Origin of the sequence: Rhizobium sp. SG_E_25_P2, assembly GCF_029892285.1 — a bacterium.
In the GTDB taxonomy this organism is placed as follows: domain Bacteria; phylum Pseudomonadota; class Alphaproteobacteria; order Rhizobiales; family Rhizobiaceae; genus Rhizobium_E.
This window is the reverse complement of sequence record NZ_JARXVM010000039.1, coordinates 1-1191: the sequence shown is the minus strand read 5'-3', so window position 1 is coordinate 1191 and position 1191 is coordinate 1. Positions and strand designations below refer to the sequence as shown.

The following is a 1191-nucleotide window of genomic DNA, read 5'->3' as shown; positions in this document are numbered from 1 at the left end:
GCCCCTTGCATGTTGGATTTGCGCTTGGTGATGTATCTTGCGCTCGATCACCCGGGGGTGGCCACCCCCGGGTGATCGACGGGCGGGACCGTATGCCCCTAGGTTTGCGCCGTGGATGAGCGTGGTCCGTCCGTCGTCGGTTTGTCCTGAACAGATGATGGGGAGCAAGTCCCGCATGCAAGGCAAGGTATTGTCCGAACACAGCCCGACCGCGCCAGTTTATGTCGGTATCGACGTATGTAAAGACTGGCTCGACATTCATATTCTGCCGACCGGCGAAGCCCGTCGGCTCGGCAATGACAAGGACGGCATTCGCCAGTTGAAGCGGATGCTGATCAAGCAGCCGCCGGCCTGTATCGTGATGGAGGCGACAGGCAAGTTCCATCGCGCCGCCTATCGCTCGCTTGCCGCCGATGGCCTTGCGGTGGCGATTATCGATCCGTATCGGGCGCGCCTTTATGCCGGCTATTGCGGCTATGTGGCCAAGACCGACCGGCTCGACGCCCGCCTTCTGGCCTTGATCGCCCAGTCGGGAACGGCCAGGCCGCAGGCTCCGCCGAGCGCAGAAATCGAGACCTTGAAGGAACTTGTGCAGGCGAGATCGGCCTCGCAGGCGGAACTGACGGCGCTGAAGAACCGGCTGGCGGCGGCTGAGGCGGCCGTCCTGCGCGCTGAACTCAAGCGTCTTCTTCCCGTCCTTGAGCGCCATATCGGCCGCCTGGACGAGCAGATCGCCGCGCTGATCAAAGCAGACGCCGACATGCGCCGCAAGGTGGAGATCCTGACCTCCATCCCCGGCATCGGCGCAATCACGGCCTATACGCTGGTCGCCGGCCTCAGTGAACTGGGTCAATGCAGCAACAAGCAGGCGGCCATGCTCGCGGGGCTTGCGCCGATCGCCAATGACAGCGGCGCGCGCAACGGACCCCGCTCGATCAGAGGCGGCAGGCCTGCGCCGCGGCAGGCGCTCTACATGGCCTCGCTCTCCGCCCGCCGTCATAATCCACCCCTGACGCGCTTCGCCACAGCCCTCGAAAAAGCCGGAAAGCCGCCCAAGGTCATCCTCGTCGCCGTCATGCGGAAACTCGTCGTCCTCGCAAACACTCTCATCACACAAAACCGCCCCTGGTCCCCAAACGCCCCTTGACTTCAAACACAGATGCTCATCCCCCTGCCGGGACCTTCTCCCCG

General features: G+C 63.9%; 1 protein-coding gene. It reads left to right on the top strand.

Going from position 1 to position 1191, the window contains the following annotated elements; genetic code table 11:
• Positions 1–175: 175 nt before the first annotated feature.
• Positions 176–1147, top strand: coding sequence for an IS110 family transposase (locus M2360_RS26775; RefSeq protein WP_280778439.1), 972 nt, complete (start codon positions 176–178; stop codon positions 1145–1147).
• Positions 1148–1191: the final 44 nt, after the last annotated feature.

What these genes read in the sequence shown, in the direction of transcription:
- M2360_RS26775 (WP_280778439.1), top strand. Translation starts at nt 176, where the DNA reads ATGCAAGGCAAGGTATTGTCCGAACACAGCCCGACCGCGCCAGTTTAT.